The sequence below is a fragment of the Streptomyces iakyrus genome (genome assembly GCF_000717055.1).
In the GTDB taxonomy this organism is placed as follows: domain Bacteria; phylum Actinomycetota; class Actinomycetes; order Streptomycetales; family Streptomycetaceae; genus Streptomyces; species Streptomyces iakyrus.
In genome coordinates, this window is record NZ_JNXI01000013.1 from 106,760 (window position 1) to 121,933 (window position 15,174).

Consider the following 15,174-nt stretch of genomic DNA (forward strand, 5'->3'; position numbering starts at 1 on the left):
AGCCCTGAGTATTACGGGCCCCTAGGGGGCTGGTCCTCCGGAGTCACCACGCCCGGGAAGCCCCTATTGACGAACTCTCTAACAACTGCCAGATTCGCCGGATGACGTTGCTGACGGGCGCGCGGGAGCGCTGGGTGCGGACCGGCGAAGTCGAGCTGTGCGTGGCCGAGATGGGTGATCCGGGACGGCCGACGGTCGTCCTGGTGCACGGCTACCCGGACAGCAAGGAGGTGTGGTCCGAGGTCGCCGGGGGGCTCGCCGGATGCTTCCACGTGGTCGCGTACGACGTCCGCGGCCACGGCCGGTCGTCGGCGCCGCGGCCGCTGCGGGGCGGTTTCACCCTGGAGAAGCTGACGGACGACTTCCTGGCCGTCGTGGACGCGGTGAGTCCGGACGCGCCGGTGCACCTGGTGGGGCACGACTGGGGCTCGGTGCAGGCCTGGGAGTTCACCACCGTGCAGCGCACCCGGGGCCGCATCGCCTCCTTCACCTCGATGTCCGGGCCGTCCCTCGACCACTTCGGCCACTGGGTCAGCCGGCGCGTGAAGCGGCCCACCCCGCGCCGGGTCGGCCAGCTGCTCGGGCAGGGCGCCCGGTCCTGGTACGTGTACCTGCTGCACACGCCTGTACTGCCCGAGCTCATCTGGCGCGGCCCGCTCGGAGCGCGCTGGCCGCGGATGCTGGAGCGCGTCGAGAAGGTGCCCCGGGGTGACTACCCCACCGCGTCCCTGCCGTCGGACGCGGCCCACGGGGCCTGGCTGTACCGGGACAACGTCCGGCCCCGGCTGCGTGCGCCACGCCCCGACGCGCACGCCCACGCGCCCGTGCAGGTCATCACGCCCCTGGAGGACCGGTTCCTCTCGGAACGGCTCCACGATGAACTGGAGCAGTGGGTTCCACAGCTGACCCGCAGGACGGTCCAGGCGGGGCACTGGATCCCGCGCACCCGCCCGGACCTGCTGGCCTCCTGGATCGACGAGTTCGTGACGTCCGTCGAGGGCGGCAGGCCCCCGGCGGTGGCGAGCGGCGCGCACGCCGAGCGGTTCGGCGGACAGCTCGTGCTGGTCACCGGCGCGGGCAGCGGCATCGGGCGGGCGACAGCGCTCGCCTTCGCGGAGGCCGGAGCGCGCGTGGTGGCCGTCGACCGGAACGCCGGGGCAGCGGTCAGCACCGCCGAGAAGGCCCGTCTGCTGGGCGCCCCCGAGGCCTGGGCGGAGACGGTCGACGTCTCCGACGAGCCGTCCATGGAGAAGCTCGCCGAGAAGGTCACCACCGAGTACGGAGTGGTGGACGTCCTCGTGAACAACGCCGGGATCGGACTGTCCGGTTCCTTCTTCGACACCACGCCGGAACACTGGAAGAAGGTCCTGGACGTCAACCTGTGGGGTGTCATCCACGGCTGCCGGCTCTTCGGCCGGCGGATGGCCGAGCGCGGGCAGGGCGGCCACATCGTCAACGTGGCCTCGGCCGCGGCGTACCAGCCGTCCCGGGCGCTGCCCGCCTACAGCACCTCCAAGGCGGCCGTACTGATGCTCAGTGAATGCCTGCGGGCGGAGCTGGCGGGCCAGGGGATCGGCGTGACGGCGGTGTGCCCCGGGTTCGTCAACACGGCCATCACCTCGACGGCGCACTTCGCCGGAGTCGACGCCCGGGAGGAGAAGCGGCTGCAGAAGCGCGCCGCCCGTCTGTACGGACTGCGCAACTACCCGCCGGAGAAGGTGGCCCGTGCGATCCTGCGGGCGGTGACGCGCAATGTGGCAGTGACGCCGGTGACACCGGAGGCGCGGGGTGCGCGCTGGCTGTCACGGTGGGCGCCGGGAGCACTGCGGGGCATCGCGCGGCTTAAGCCGCCGGTGTGAAGCGAGGCCCAAAACCCCCGCGGTGAAGAGAAGTTGTCCACAGAACCGCCAATTCCCCTGTGGATAACCATACTTGGCTGTGGATCAAACCTCCGAGACGAAACTCGATCGCGTGATGCGCATCTCTCCTGCACCCTGGGGAGATGGACGAAAGACGCACCGTGAAGGTGTCGAAGTACCTGTCGAAGCATCTGCGCCACCAGCCTGAACGCATCGGGCTCACGCTCGACGAGGCCGGCTGGGTCGAGATCGGCACGTTGATCGCCGCAGCCACCGCACACGGCTTCCGGTTCACCCGCGACGAACTGGACCATGTCGTCGCCACCAACGACAAGCGGCGTTTCGCCGTCGAGGGCACCCGGATCCGCGCCAGCCAGGGCCACAGCGTGGACGTAGACCTCGGGCTGGCACCGGCCACCCCGCCCGCGCACCTCTACCACGGCACCGTCGCCCGCAGCCTGGACGCGATCCGGGCCGAGGGACTCCGTCCGATGAACCGGCACGCCGTGCATCTCTCGCCCGACCGGGACACGGCGACCCGTGTCGGAGCCCGCCGGGGGCAGCCGGTCGTGCTCGGGGTGGACGCGTCCGCCATGCACGCCGACGGCCACGTCTTCCACGTCAGCGCCAACGGGGTGTGGCTCACCCACGCCGTACCGCCGCGCTACCTGCGCTTTCCCGGACCGCACTGACCGGGTGGTGTGACCAGACACTCAGGGTGACTGGTTTCACGTGAAACACAGGTGGCCCGCCGGGCTCCCTTAGGCTCGATCCCATGAGTCTGCGCCTGAGCACCGTGATCCTCCCGTACCGCCGCTGGCACGAAGGCGGCCGCGCGGCCTGGACGCGCGCGGAGCAGCTCGGCTTCCACACCGCCTACACCTACGACCACCTGTCCTGGCGCACCTTCCGGGACGGCCCGTGGTTCGGCGCCGTGCCGACCCTCACGGCCGCCGCGAGCGTCACCGACCGGCTGCGGCTGGGCACCCTGGTGACCAGCCCGAACTTCCGGCACCCCGTGACGCTCGCCAAGGACCTGATCTCCCTCGACGACATCTCCGGAGGGCGGGTCACGCTGGGCATCGGCGCGGGCGGCTCGGGCTTCGACGCCACCGCGCTCGGCCAGGAGCCGTGGACACCGCGCGAGCGCGCCGACCGCTTCGCCGAGTTCGTCCCGCTGCTCGACCGGCTGCTCAGCGAGGACGCCGTGTCGTACGAGGGTGACTTCTACTCCGCCCACGAGGCCCGGAACATCCCCGGCTGTGTGCAGCGGCCCCGCCTGCCGTTCGCGGTGGCCGCCACCGGTCCGCGGGGGATGCGGCTCGCCGCCCGGTTCGGCCAGGCGTGGGTGACCACCGGCGACCCGAAACTGTTCGAGAACGGCACCCCCGAACAGTCGATTCAGGCCATTCGCGGGCAGGCGGAGAGGCTCGACGACATCTGCGCCGAGGCCGGCCGGGACATGACCGGCCTCGACCGGGTCCTGCTCACCGGCTTCACACCGGACCGCAACGGCCCGCTGGAGTCCCTGCACGCCTTCGTGGACTTCGCCGGACGCCATGCGGAGCTGGGCTTCACGGAGATCGTGATCCACTGGCCGATCCCCGATTCGCCGTTCGCCGCGGAGGAGAAGATCTTCGAGCAGATCGCGATGGAGGCCCCGGCGCAGCTGCGCTGAGCGTGGAGCATGGACGGGCGGGCCGGGGAGTCCCTGGTGAGGACGGTATCCACTCACCTGTGCGGAGCCCCGCACGCCCGTGCAGGCATGTGCGGGACAATGGCCGGGTGACCTCAGCGACCCGACAGCCCGAGACCGCGGCCGAGACCCTCCCGCCGCGGCTGATCGCCACCGACCTCGACGGCACCCTGCTGCGCGACGACAAGTCGGTGTCCCCGCGTACGGTCGCCGCGCTGGCCGCCGCCGAGGAGGCGGGCATCGAGGTCTTCTTCGTCACGGGCCGCCCGGCCCGCTGGATGGACGTCGTCAGCGACCACGTGCACGGCCACGGCCTGGCCATCTGCGGCAACGGCGCCGCCGTGGTCGACCTGCACGGCGGCCCGGGCGCCCACCGGTTCGTCAAGGTACGGGAGCTGGCCAGGGAGAACGCCCTGGACGCCGTACGGCTGCTGCGCGACGCGGCGCCGGGCACCGTGTACGCGGTGGAGCAGACGTACGGCTTCTACCAGGAGCCGGCGTACCCGAAGCTGCACATGGAGATACCGGACAGCCTCGCCCCGGCCGAGACACTGCTGGGCCCGGACCACCCGGCCGCCGCGGAGCCGGTGCTGAAGATCCTCGCCTACCACCCCGAGATCGACCCCGACGCCTTCCTGACCCTGGCCCGCCTCGCCATCGGCGACCGTGCCAACGTCACCCGCTCCAGCCCCAGCGCCCTGCTGGAGATCAGCGGCCCGGGAGTGTCCAAGGCCAGCACCCTCGCCCTGTGCTGCGCCGAGCGCGGCATCTCGCACGAGCAGGTCGTCGCCTTCGGCGACATGCCGAACGACGTCGAGATGCTGACCTGGGCCGGCCGGTCGTACGCGATGGGCAACGCCCACCCAGACGTGATCGCCGCCGCCTCAGGCCGGACGGTCGCGAACAACGAGGACGGGGTGGCGGTCGTGATCGAGCAGTTGCTGACGGAACTGCCGTAGCCGCCGGGGCCGGGGTGTCTCAGAGGGACACCCCGCGCGCCGCCAGCCACGACACCGGGTTCACCGCCGAGCCCGTCTCCGGCGTGACCCGGACCTCGAAGTGCAGGTGCGGCCCGGTGGAGTTGCCCGTGGTGCCCGACTGGCCGATCCACTGGCCCGGGCTGACGTGCTCCCCCTGGTCGACCGCGAGGGAGGCGAGATGGGCGTACTGCGTGTAGTAGCCGTCCGCGTGTTTGAGCACGATCTCCATGCCGAAGGCACCGCCGCAGGACACCTTCACCACCCGGCCCGCCCCCACGGCTCGCACGGGCGTGCCGATCGGCACCGCGAAGTCCTGCCCGGTGTGCCGGCTGGACCACCGCGCACCACCGCTGCCGTAGGACGCGGACAGGGCGTACGTCTCGACCGGCGCGACCCAGTCGCCGTCGGTGAACCCCGTCTCCGGCTGGTCGAGCCGGACGGCTCCGCGGCACGCACCGGCCGCGACCGCGGCGTCCGCCTCCCCTTGGAGCCGCGTGCGGGCCGTCTCCAGCTTCTGCTCGATGTCGGCCTTCAGCCCGGCGAGTTGGAGGTTGCGCTTCTCCAGCGCCTGCCACCGGTCCGCGGCCCTGGCCTCGTCCGCCGCCAGCCGTGCCTCGGCGCGCTGGTTCCTGGAGATCGCGTTGTTCACGGCCAGATGCGCCTGCGAGAAGGCGTGCTGACCTCGCATCAGACCGTCGGGGCTGTCGGCGAGGATCATGTGCGCGGCCACCGGCAGGCCACCGCTGGTGCGGTACTGGGCCCGGGCGATCCGGCCCAGGTCCTCGTGCAGGGCGGCGATGTGCCGCCGCTGCGCGTCCAGGAGTTCCTCCGCCCGCTGTGCTTCGGCCCGCTGCCTCTCGGCCTCCTCGCGGCCGGCCTCGTACTGCTGTGTCGCCACCGCGGCCTCCTCGTACAGCCGCGCCACCTCGGCGCTGAGGCCTGCCTCCGCGCCGGTCCCGGTGCCCCTCCCGGGTTCCTCGGGCGCCGCCGTCGGCCGGGCCGCGAGCACGGTCAGCGCGCACAGCAGGACCGGAACCACTAGCCGATGGCGGCGATATGAGCGCATGTCAGCGATCGTCGCCCAGCACGGCGGGCCCGGTCCTGTTCATGTCGTACGGCTGGGGGACCGACTGCGCCGAACGGCCCAGTGCGCACCCGCCCCGCCCGCTACCGCGCTCCCGCCACCGACTTCGACGCCGACTCCCGCTCGGCCATCTCCCGCAACGGGCCGTCCATCGCCAGCAGCTCAGCGTAGGGACCTCGCTGGACCACCCGTCCCCGGTCCAGCACGATCACCTCGTCGACCGCTTCGAGGCCCGCCAGCCGGTGCGTGATGAGCAGCGTCGTGCGGCCCTCGGTCGCGGCCAGCAGATCAGCGGTGAGCGCGTCGGCGGTCGGCAGGTCGAGGTGCTCCGCGGGCTCGTCCAGTACCAGGACGGGGAAGTCGGCCAGCAGCGTCCGGGCCAGCGCCAGACGCTGCCGCTGGCCTCCCGACAGACGCGCCCCGTGCTCGCCCACGAGCGTGTCGAGGCCGTCGGGCAGACTGTCGGCCCAGTCCAGCAGCCGGGCGCGGCGCAGCGCGGCACGCAGCTGGTCGTCGGTGGCGTCCTTCCTGGCGAGCAGCAGGTTCTCACGCAGCGAACTGTCGAAGAGATGCGCGTCCTGCGCACACAGTCCGACGAGCCCCCGTACGTCGTCGCTGTGCAGCGCGTAGGCGTCCACGCCCGCCAGCCCGTACGAACCGGCCCTCGCGTCGAGGAACCGCAGCAGGACCTGCGCCAGCGTGGTCTTGCCGGAGCCGGAGGGTCCGACCACGGCGATCCGGCAGCCCTCGTCGAGGGTCAGGTCGAGCCCGGCGAGCGCGTCCCGCTGCTGCCCGGCGTACCGGGCGGTGAGCCCTCTGATCACGACCGGGAAGGGTGAAGCGGGCGCCTGCCGGGGCCGCTCCGGCTCCTTTACGGGCTCCGGGGCGTCCAGCACCTCGTACACCCGCTCCGCGCTCCGGCGCACGCGCTGCCGGTACTGCACGGCGAGCGGCAGCCCGAGCACGGCCTCGAAGGCGGCGAGCGGAGTCAGGACGACGACGGCCATGGTCACGCCGTCCAGCCGCCCCGCGGCGACGGCCTGCGCACCGGTCAGGGCGGCGGCCGTGACGGTCAGACCGGAGATCAGCGCGGTGAGACCGTCGCCGAGGGCCGTGGCGGTGGCGGCGCGTGAGGCGATCCGGGTCAGCGCCCGGTCGGCCTCGCGGGCCTGGGCGGTCCGCGCGGGCAGGGCACCGGCGACGGTCAGCTCCGCGGTGCCGGTGAGCAGATCGGCCACCCGCGTCGCGAGCACCCCGCGGGCGGGCGCCAGCCGGTGCTCGGCCCGCCGGGCCACCGTGCCGGTGATCAGCGGCACGCCGACCCCCGCCGCCAGGAGCCCGGCTGCGAGCACCGCTCCGGCCTCGGGCAGCAGCCATGCCGTGAAGCCGACCGACGCGGCCGACACGACGACGGCCGCCCCGGCCGGCAGCAGCCACCGCAGCCAGTAGTCCTGCAGCGCGTCCACGTCCGCGACCAGCCGGGAGAGCAGATCACCCCGGCGGACCCGGCGCAGCCCGGCCGGCGCCAGCCGCTCCAGCCTGCGGAACACCGCGACCCGGGTGTCCGCAAGCATCCGCAGCACGGCGTCGTGCGACACCAGCCGCTCGGCGTACCGGAACACGGCCCGCCCGATCCCGAACGCCCGCGTCGCGGTGACCGCCATCATCAGATACAGCACGGGCGGCTGCTGCGAGGCCCGCGAGATCAGCCAGCCGGAAGTGGCCATGAGCCCCACGGCGCTCCCCAGCGCGAGGCTCCCGAGCAGCAGCGCGAGTCCCAGCCGCCCGCGCCGGGCACCGGACATGGCGCGGACACGGGCGAGGACGCCGCCCGGAGCCGCCTGCCCGACGGCCCCGTCCGGAGTGGGCAGACCGACGGGCGCGGCCGGGGCGGTCGGCTCGTCCTCGACGGGCCGCGTTCCGGCACCCCGGGCCACCGCGGACGCCACGGTCACAGCGGCGGGGGTTTCGGGCTCCGTCAGCCGCACGACCCGGTCCGCGACCTCCAGCAGCGCCGGCCGGTGGACCACCAGCAGCACCGTACGGCCGGCCGCGAGGCGCCGCACCGCCGCGACGACCTCGGCCTCGGTGGCCCCGTCCAGCGCCGCCGTCGGCTCGTCGAGCAGCAGCACGGGCCGGTCCGCGAGGAACGCCCTGGCCAGCGCGAGCCGCTGCCGCTGCCCGGCCGACAGCCCGGCGCCGTCCTCACCAAGCAGGGTGTCCACGCCCTCGGGCAACGTGTCGACGAACTCCAGCGCCCCGGCGTCCCGCAGCGCCTGCCGTACGGCGTCGTCGTCTGCGTCGGGCCGGGCCAGCCGTACGTTCTCGGCAATCGTCCCGGCGTACAGGTGCGGCCGCTGCGGTACCCACGCGATCCGGGAACGCCACGCCTCCAGGTCGGCACCGGCGAGATCGACTCCCCCGGCCCGCACCCGGCCCTCGTCCGGTCGCACGAACCCCAGCAGCACACTCAGCACCGTCGACTTGCCGGCGCCGCTCGGCCCGACCAGCGCGACCGTCTCCCCGGGCTCGACGCTGAAGGTCACGTCCGAGACGGCGTCCGCCGACCGCCCCGGATACCGGACGGTCACGCCCTCGAAGGACAGCGCACCCTCCGGCACGGCCGCGGAACCGGACGCCGGGACGGGCGTCTCCAGAACCTCGAAGATCTCCTCGGCGGCGGCGAGCCCTTCGGCCGCCGCGTGGTACTGCGCCCCGACCTGCCGCAACGGCAGATACGCCTCGGGCGCGAGGATCAGGATGACGAGACCGATGTACAGGTCCATCTCTCCGTGCACCAGCCGCATGCCGATCGTCACGGCGACCAGCGCCACCGAGATCGTCGCGAGCAGCTCCAGGGCGAAGGAGGAGATGAAGGCGATCCGCAGCGTCCGCATGGTCGCCCGCCGGTACTCGCCGGTGATCCGCCGGATCGACTCGGCCTGCGCCTTGGCCCGGCCGAAGACCTTCAGCGTCGGCAGCCCCGCGACGACGTCCAGGAAGTGCCCGGAGAGCCGCGACAGCAACTGCCACTGACGGTCCATCCGGGACTGGGTCGCCCAGCCGATGAGCACCATGAAGACCGGGATGAGCGGGAGGGTGCCCACGATGATGGCCGCGGAGACCCAGTCCTCGGTGACGATCCGCGCCAGCACCGCCACCGGCACGACCACCGCGAGACCCAACTGCGGCAGATACCGGGAGAAGTAGTCGTCGAGGGCGTCCACCCCCCGGGTGGCCAGGGCGACCAGCGAACCGGTCCGCTGCCCACTCAGCCAGCCCGGCCCCAGCTCGGCGGAACGCTCCAGGAGCAGCCCCCGCAGCTCGGACTTCACCGCCGCGCTCGCCCGGTGCGCGGCGAGCTCGGTGAGCCAGCCGACCAGCGCCCGGCCGACCGCGACGGCGGCCAACAGCATCAGGGGAGTGCCGAGTTCGGACACCGCCATGCGGTGCTGGAACGCGCCGACGACCACCTCGGCGATGAGCATCGCCTGCGCGATGACCAGCCCCGCCCCGACGGCGCCCAGGGCCACGACCGCTGCCAGGAAGAACCGGGTGGCACGGGCGTACCGGAGCAGACGCGGATCGATTGGTTTCACGTGAAACACACCTCAGTGCACGGTCTCGGCGATGTGCTGCGTACCGATCCGCTTGCGGAACACCCAGTACGTCCAGCCCTGGTAGAGCAGGACGACCGGAGTGGCGATCCCGGCACACCAGGTCATGATCTTCAGTGTGTACGGGCTGGACGAGGCGTTGGTGACCGTCAGGCTCCAGTCCGGGTTCAGCGTCGACGGCATGACGTTCGGGAAGAGCGTCAGGAAGAGCATCGCCACCGTGGCCACGATGGTGAGCCCGGACAGGGCGAACGCCCAGCCCTCCCGCCCGGCCCGTGCCGCGACCAGGGCGATGAGGAGCGACACCACGGCCGCGACCATCGCCACCAACGACGAACCGTCACCCCGGTCGGCCTGCGTCCACAGCAGGAAGGCCAGGGCCAGCAGGGCGGTCACCAGCCCGACGCGCAGCGCCAGCTTCCGCGCCCGCTCCCGGATCTCCCCAACGGTCTTGAGCCCGACGAACACCGTCCCGTGGAAGGTGAACAGCGACAGCGTGACCAGCCCGCCCAGCAGCGCGTACGGGTTGAGCAGGTCCAGGACGCCGCCGGCGTAGTTGAAGCCCTGGTCGATCTTCACGCCGTGGACGATGTTGGCGAAGGCCACACCCCACAGGAACGCGGGCAGCAGCGAGGCCCAGAAGATCGCCGTCTCCCAGTTGCGCTGCCAGTTCTCCTCGGGCCGCTTCACGCGGTACTCGAAGGCGACACCCCGGACGATCAGGCAGACCAGGATGAGCAGCAGGGGCAGGTAGAAGCCGGAGAAGAGCGTGGCGTACCACTCGGGGAAGGCGGCGAAGGTCGCGCCGCCCGCCGAGAGCAGCCACACCTCGTTGCCGTCCCAGACGGGGCCGATGGTGTTGATCAGCACCCGCTTCTCGGGCCGGTTGCGGGCGAGCAGCTTCGTGAGCACGCCGACCCCGAAGTCGAAGCCCTCCAGGAAGAAGTAGCCGGTCCACAGGACGGCGATCAGGACGAACCAGACGTCGTGCAGTTCCATGACTGTGCAGCTCCCTCGGCCTAGTACGAGAAGGCCATCGGCTTGTCGGCGTCACGGGAGTCGCCGCCGATCTTCGTGGGCGGGTTGAGGTCGGCCTCGGTGAGCTCGGGCGGGCCCGCCTTGACGTACTTGACCAGCAGCTTGACCTCGATGACGGCGAGGATCGCGTACAGCGTGGTGAAGACGACCATCGAGGTGATGACCTCGGCCGTGGAGACACCGGGGGAGACCGCGTCACGCGTCTGGAACAGGCCGTAGACGACCCACGGCTGGCGGCCCATCTCGGTGAAGATCCAGCCCCAGGAGCTGGCGATCAGCGGGAAGCCCAGAGTGAGGATCGCGATGCGCCAGTACCACTTGGTGAGGGTCGGGCCGAGCGCCTTCTTCGGCAGCAGCACGAGATGCGGTACCTCGTCGTCGCCCACCCTCAGGCGCTGCGGCAGCATGAACTTCTTGCGGGTCAGCCACAGCCCGGCCAGGCCGATGGCGAACGACGTCATGCCGAAGCCGATCATCCACCGGAAGCCCCAGTAGGCGACGGGGATGTTGGGCCGGTAGTCACCGGGCCCGTACTTCTCCTGCTCGGCCTTGTTGATGTCGTTGATGCCGGGCACGTACGAGGTGAAGTCGTCCTTCGCGAGGAAGGACAGCAGGCCGGGGATCTCGATGGCGACCTTGTTGTGGCCCTTGTCGACGTCGCCGACGGCGAAGACAGAGAAGGGAGCCGGCTTCTCGCCGTCCCACAGCGCCTCGGCCGCGGCCATCTTCATCGGCTGCTGCTGGTACATGATCTTGCCGAGCACGTCGCCGCTGATCGCGGTGAGGAGGCCGCCGATGACGACGGTGACCAGGCCCAGCCGGAGCGAGGTCTTCATCACGGGGACGTGCTTCTTGCGGACCAGGTGGAAAGCGGCGATGCCGACCATGAAGGCGCCACCGGTCAGGAAGGCCGCGGTGAGCGTGTGGAAGACCTGGGCGAGGGCGGTGTTCTGGGTCAGCACCAGCCAGAAGTCGGTTAGCTCGGCCCGGCCCTTCGCCTCGTTGATCCGGTAGCCCACCGGGTGCTGCATCCACGAGTTGGCAGCGAGGATGAAGTAGGCCGACAGGATCGTGCCGATCGAGACCATCCATATGCAGGCCAGGTGGATCTTCTTCGGCAGTTTGTCCCAGCCGAAGATCCACAGACCGATGAAGGTCGACTCGAAGAAGAAGGCGATCAGGGCTTCGAAGGCCAGCGGCGCACCGAACACATCACCGACGAAGCGCGAGTAGTCCGACCAGTTCATGCCGAACTGGAACTCCTGCACGATGCCGGTGACCACGCCCATCGCGATGTTGATCAGGAAGAGCTTGCCCCAGAACTTCGTCGCCCGGAGGTACTTCTCCTTCTCCGTCCGCACCCATGCCGTCTGCAGGCCGGCCGTGAGCGCGGCCAGGGAGATCGTCAGGGGGACGAACAGAAAGTGGTAGACGGTGGTGATGCCGAACTGCCATCGCGCCAGGGTCTCCGGCGCCAAAGCCAGGTCCACGTCGCCGCTCCTTACCTACGCTTGTGAAAGCGTTCACATTCACAAGCCATTATGCAGCACGCACTTTCGAGCCCTGGAGGGGGTCCCCTGTCGCGCCGGTCACACCCGACCTCTTGGCCCGAACTTCAACATATTGTTGAATCGACGGCATGCAGACACCCACACCGCTACGGATACGAATCTCCTGGCCGGCGGGCCATCTCACGGCGTCACTCGACGACACCCCGACCAGTCAGGCCCTGGCCAAGGCACTGCCCCTCGTCTCGACAGCGCGCACCTGGGGCATGGAGGTGTACTTCGACACGGGAGTCTCGGTTTCACGTGAAACAGGCGCCCGCGAGGTCGTCGAGCCGGGCACCGTCGCCTTCTGGACCGACGGCGACGCCCTCGCCCTCCCCTACGGCCCCACGCCGATCTCACGGGGCGACGAGTGCCGCCTCGCAAGCCCGTGCAACGTCCTGGGCCGCCTCGACGGCGACCCCGGTCTGCTCGCGACACTGCGGGACGGCGAACCCGTACGCGTGGAACTCCTGGAAGCCTGAGCCGACTCTCGGAGGCAGTGGCTACAGCTCCTTGCGGAACCCTTCCGACACCTTCAGGAAGATGTCGTTCGCCTCGGCCTCCCCGACAGTGACCCGCACCCCCTCACCCGGGAACGGCCGGATCACCACACCCGCCTGCTCACACGCCTGAGCGAACGCGACCGTGCGCTCCCCCAGCCGCAGCCACACGAAGTTGGCCTGGGTCTCGGGCACGGTCCAGCCCTGCGAGCGCAGCCCGTCGACCACGCGCGTGCGCTCGCACACCAGCGAGCCCACCCGGCCGAACAGTTCGTCCTCGGCCCGCATCGAGGCGATCGCCGCCTCCTGCGCAAGCTGGCTCACGCCGAACGGCACCGCCGTCTTGCGCAGCGCCGCGGCCACCGGTTCGTGGGCGATGGCGAAACCGACGCGCAGGCCGGCGAGGCCGTACGCCTTGGAGAAGGTCCGCAGCACGCACACATTGGGCCGGTCACGGTAGAGCTCGACGCCGTCCGGCACCTCGGGATCGCGGATGAACTCGCGGTAGGCCTCGTCGAGGACCACCAGCACATCGCTCGGGACCCGGTCCAGGAAGCGCTCCAGCTCAGCCCGCCGCACCACCGTGCCCGTGGGGTTGTTGGGGTTGCAGACGAAGATCAGCCGCGTCCGGTCGGTGATCGCGTCGGCCATCGCGTCGAGGTCGTGCACGTCCCCGGGCGTCAGCGGCACCTGCACCGACGTCGCGCCGCTGATCTGCGTGATGATCGGGTACGCCTCGAACGAGCGCCAGGCGTAGATCACCTCGTCGCCCGGGCCGGAGGTGGCCTGGATCAGCTGCTGGGCGACACCGACCGAACCGGTACCGGTGGCCAGGTGGGAGAGAGGCACGCCGAACCGCTCGGACAGCTCGTTCATCAGCGCCGTACAGGCCATGTCCGGGTAGCGGTTGAAGTTGCCGGCCGCCGCCGTCACGGTCTCCATCACGCCGGGCAGCGGCGGATACGGGTTCTCGTTGGAGGACAGCTTGTAGGCCACCGGGCCACCCGCCGCAGCGGGCTTGCCCGGCTTGTAGGTGGGGATCCCCTCCAGCTCGGCGCGCAGCTTGGGGCTCGTCTCGCTCACCGCAGTCCTCCTCGTGAAGACCGGCGGCCCATGACCGCCGCCGACATCCAATACTCCTCACCTTATGAGGATTCGGCGCCGCTGCGTATAGCAACGACCGAGCAGCGGGCTCAGGACCTCCCCCTCCCACCGGCATCAGGGGCATCACCGCACCAAGGCGTACGAATCCAGGGGCGCGCCTCACATATATCTACGCGCCGGTGGTGCACGCCGTGGCGCGCATCCCTCGTGCAGGTGAGTTGAGACCTCTTCGCAACATCACCCCCGTGGCAGGCCCGTGCGCGCCGACAAGACACGTACTGTCATGAAAGCGCTCAACACCCTTTGTTTCCAATGCAATTGCCAGTCAATGATCATGCAGAAACGTGCCTGTCAACGCGTGCATATGCGTCCGCACTACCCCACCGCATGAGCCCTACTATCGGCTCGCCATGACAGCAGCAGGGAAGCACCAGGTGAGCCGCGCGGAAACCTCACGTCGAGGCAGCAGGCCGGGTCGGGCGGGCATCAGAGACGTGGCCGCCGCAGCCGGAGTCTCCATCACGACCGTCTCCGACGCCCTCAACGGCAAGGGCCGGCTCCCGGACGCCACCCGGCGCCATGTCCGCGAGGTCGCCGACCGACTGGGCTACCGCCCCTCGGCCGCCGCCCGGACCCTCCGTACCGGCAAGTCGGGACTCATCGGCCTGACCGTGACCACGTACGGGGATGAACCTTTCACCTTCACGGAGTTCGCGTACTTCGCGGAAATGGCGCGGGCCGCCACCTCCGCCGCGCTCGCCCGCGGCTACGCCCTCGTCATCCTGCCCGCGACCTCCCGCCACGACGTGTGGTCGAACGTCGCCCTGGACGGCACCGTCGTCATCGACCCCTCCGACCAGGACCCGGTCGTCAGCGAACTCGTCCGGCAAGGTCTGCCGGTCGTCTCCGACGGGCGCCCGGCCGGCGCGCTGCCGGTCACCGCCTGGGTCGACAACGACCACGAGGCCGCCGTCCTCGGCATCCTCGACCACCTGGCCGCCGCCGGCGCCCGCCGGATCGGCCTGCTCACCGGCACGTCGACGGACACGTATACCCACCTGTCGACCACGGCCTACCTGCGCTGGTGCGAGCGGGTGGGCCAGGATCCGGTGTACGAGGCCTACCCGGCGCACGATCCGTGCGCGGGAGCCGTGGCCGCCGACCGGCTGCTCGCCCGGCCCGACCGACCCGACGCGGTCTACGGACTGTTCGACCCGAACGGCACCGACCTGCTCGCCGCGGCCCGCCGCTACGGCCTGCGCGTCCCGGACGACCTGCTGCTGGTCTGCTGCAGCGAGTCCACCGTGTACGCCAACACCGAGCCGCCGATCACCACGCTCTCCCTGAAGCCGCGCCGCATCGGCACGGCGGTGGTGCAGCTCCTCATCGACGCCATCGAGGGAGTGGAATCCGACCGGCCCGTGGAGCAGGTCATACCGACGGAGCTGATCGTGCGCACCTCGTCCCAGCGACGCTCGCCGCGCACGACGGTCAGCCCGCCGCGGTCACCCGAGGAGACGTAGGTCCCGCTCGCGGGTAAAGGGAAGGTCGTACTCCTGGGGAGAAACAGGGCCGGTCCCCCGGAGAGAAGGGATCGTTCTCGCGAAGAGCAGAAGAGCGAGGACGGTCACACGGTGGTCAAAGCCCGGCCCAATCGGGGCGAAAGCCGCGGTGAACTGGACTCTTGCTCTGATTCACCACCCCTGGGTCATCACATGGCGCGATCCGCATTCCTATGATGGGCCC

The 15,174-nt window shown here is 70.9% G+C and carries 11 protein-coding genes; 6 read left to right on the top strand and 5 right to left on the bottom strand.

The window, feature by feature from the left end; translation table 11 throughout:
* Positions 1–101 precede the first annotated feature (101 nt).
* The 4 genes from OO68_RS20440 (at position 102) to OO68_RS20455 (ending at position 4,514) form a co-directional block, all read left to right on the top strand.
* Positions 102–1,859: an SDR family oxidoreductase gene (locus OO68_RS20440; RefSeq protein WP_033309849.1), complete on the top strand. Its 1,758-nt coding sequence runs from the start codon at positions 102–104 to the stop codon at positions 1,857–1,859.
* 143 nt (positions 1,860–2,002) lie between these two features.
* Positions 2,003–2,551: an RNA 2'-phosphotransferase gene (locus tag OO68_RS20445; RefSeq protein WP_033309850.1), complete on the top strand. Its 549-nt coding sequence runs from the start codon at positions 2,003–2,005 to the stop codon at positions 2,549–2,551.
* 83 nt (positions 2,552–2,634) lie between these two features.
* Complete coding sequence (locus OO68_RS20450) at positions 2,635–3,537, top strand: LLM class flavin-dependent oxidoreductase (protein WP_033309851.1); 903 nt, start codon at positions 2,635–2,637, stop codon at positions 3,535–3,537.
* A gap of 107 nt (positions 3,538–3,644) precedes the next feature.
* Complete coding sequence (locus OO68_RS20455) at positions 3,645–4,514, top strand: Cof-type HAD-IIB family hydrolase (RefSeq protein ID WP_033309852.1); 870 nt, start codon at positions 3,645–3,647, stop codon at positions 4,512–4,514.
* Positions 4,515–4,533: 19 nt separating this feature from the next.
* Here the strand turns inward: OO68_RS20455 and OO68_RS20460 are convergent, their stop codons facing one another.
* The 4 genes from OO68_RS20460 to OO68_RS20475 form a co-directional block, all read right to left on the bottom strand.
* On the bottom strand, positions 4,534–5,601 hold the full coding sequence (locus OO68_RS20460; RefSeq protein WP_033309853.1) for a M23 family metallopeptidase: 1,068 nt from the start codon (positions 5,599–5,601) through the stop codon (positions 4,534–4,536).
* Between the two features lie 101 nt (positions 5,602–5,702).
* Positions 5,703–9,218 carry a thiol reductant ABC exporter subunit CydD gene (gene cydD, locus OO68_RS20465; RefSeq protein WP_033309854.1) on the bottom strand — a complete coding sequence of 1,172 codons (3,516 nt, stop codon included), beginning with the start codon at positions 9,216–9,218 and terminating at the stop codon, positions 5,703–5,705.
* Positions 9,219–9,230: 12 nt separating this feature from the next.
* Complete coding sequence (cydB, locus tag OO68_RS20470; RefSeq protein WP_033309855.1) at positions 9,231–10,235, bottom strand: cytochrome d ubiquinol oxidase subunit II; 1,005 nt, start codon at positions 10,233–10,235, stop codon at positions 9,231–9,233.
* A gap of 20 nt (positions 10,236–10,255) precedes the next feature.
* Positions 10,256–11,764 (bottom strand): cytochrome ubiquinol oxidase subunit I, encoded by a 1,509-nt coding sequence (locus OO68_RS20475; protein ID WP_033309856.1) that lies wholly within the window; start codon positions 11,762–11,764, stop codon positions 10,256–10,258.
* A 149-nt stretch (positions 11,765–11,913) separates the two neighbouring features.
* Here OO68_RS20475 and OO68_RS20480 point away from each other — a divergent pair, with 149 nt between their 5' ends.
* Positions 11,914–12,306, top strand: coding sequence for a cyclophilin-like fold protein (locus OO68_RS20480; protein WP_033309857.1), 393 nt, complete (start codon positions 11,914–11,916; stop codon positions 12,304–12,306).
* A 21-nt stretch (positions 12,307–12,327) separates the two neighbouring features.
* Here OO68_RS20480 and hisC read toward each other — a convergent pair whose 3' ends face one another.
* Positions 12,328–13,407: a histidinol-phosphate transaminase gene (gene hisC, locus OO68_RS20485; protein WP_033309858.1), complete on the bottom strand. Its 1,080-nt coding sequence runs from the start codon at positions 13,405–13,407 to the stop codon at positions 12,328–12,330.
* Between the two features lie 431 nt (positions 13,408–13,838).
* Between hisC and OO68_RS20490 the strand changes: the two genes are divergently transcribed.
* A complete protein-coding gene (locus OO68_RS20490) occupies positions 13,839–14,951 on the top strand; it encodes a LacI family DNA-binding transcriptional regulator (RefSeq protein ID WP_078625380.1) in 1,113 nt (370 codons plus the stop codon).
* The last annotated feature ends 223 nt before the right edge of the window (positions 14,952–15,174 follow it).

Excerpts from the sequence above, each read along its gene's own strand:
- OO68_RS20480 (WP_033309857.1), top strand. The coding sequence starts at position 11,914 with ATGCAGACACCCACACCGCTACGGATACGAATCTCCTGGCCGGCGGGC.
- OO68_RS20460 (WP_033309853.1), bottom strand. The coding sequence starts at position 5,601 with ATGCGCTCATATCGCCGCCATCGGCTAGTGGTTCCGGTCCTGCTGTGC.
- OO68_RS20445 (WP_033309850.1), top strand. The coding sequence starts at position 2,003 with ATGGACGAAAGACGCACCGTGAAGGTGTCGAAGTACCTGTCGAAGCAT.
- OO68_RS20490 (WP_078625380.1), top strand. The coding sequence starts at position 13,839 with ATGACAGCAGCAGGGAAGCACCAGGTGAGCCGCGCGGAAACCTCACGT.
- OO68_RS20450 (WP_033309851.1), top strand. The coding sequence starts at position 2,635 with ATGAGTCTGCGCCTGAGCACCGTGATCCTCCCGTACCGCCGCTGGCAC.
- OO68_RS20440 (WP_033309849.1), top strand. The coding sequence starts at position 102 with ATGACGTTGCTGACGGGCGCGCGGGAGCGCTGGGTGCGGACCGGCGAA.
- cydB (WP_033309855.1), bottom strand. The coding sequence starts at position 10,235 with ATGGAACTGCACGACGTCTGGTTCGTCCTGATCGCCGTCCTGTGGACC.